We start from the raw sequence: 624 nt of genomic DNA, 5'->3' as shown, positions 1-624 counted from the left end.
GTCTTTGAGGAGGCACTGCGTTGGGCGGCTTTGCCGACTTGTAGCATGTGCCGTTCCGTTTTAACGGACTTGATCTATTAGCCTTGAACTTTAGTTCAAGGCGTACTCACCGGTGAAGTGCAAGATTTGAGTTACGCCCTTTGGAAAAAACTTTCAACGCCGCAGTAATTGAGATTTTACCAAGCGCCACAACATCAACGACACAATGAAAACTAGGGCAAAGGGGAAAGCGAATAACCCCGCCAGAAAACATAAACCCAACTGCAATTTACCACGTTGAGCAAATTTAGCAATAGACTTCTGCCACTTTGGTATAGCCCAAGCCTCAATAGGAAGTCCTAGTTCTTGTAGAATCTGGGCGGCTTGAATACCTGCTGCATAACCTTCCTTAATTCTGCCTGTTAAATTATAAAGCTGGGCAAGATTTTGAAGTGACTGGGCTTCACCATTGCGATCGCCTGTCTCTGGTTGGATCGTTAATAACTGCTGATAACAGTCAATTGCTTGTTGATATTGTTTCAAGGAACAGTAAGTACCGCCCAAATTATTTAGAGAAGCAGTTTCACCATTGCGATCGCCTATCTCAAGAGAAATAGCAAGTGACTGCTGATAGTAATCAATCGC

Annotated in this window: 1 protein-coding gene; it reads right to left on the bottom strand. The window is 43.9% G+C overall.

The features are described 5' to 3' along the window. Window positions 1-153: 153 nt before the first annotated feature. The coding region (locus DP116_RS16425) for a tetratricopeptide repeat protein (RefSeq protein WP_169156201.1) at window positions 154-624 on the bottom strand (471 nt) is incomplete at its 5' end.

Source organism: Brasilonema bromeliae SPC951 (assembly GCF_012912135.1).
Classification (GTDB): Bacteria; Cyanobacteriota; Cyanobacteriia; order Cyanobacteriales; family Nostocaceae; genus Brasilonema; species Brasilonema bromeliae.
The sequence above is the reverse complement of the archived record's forward strand: the minus strand, read 5'-3'. Positions and strand labels throughout refer to the sequence as shown.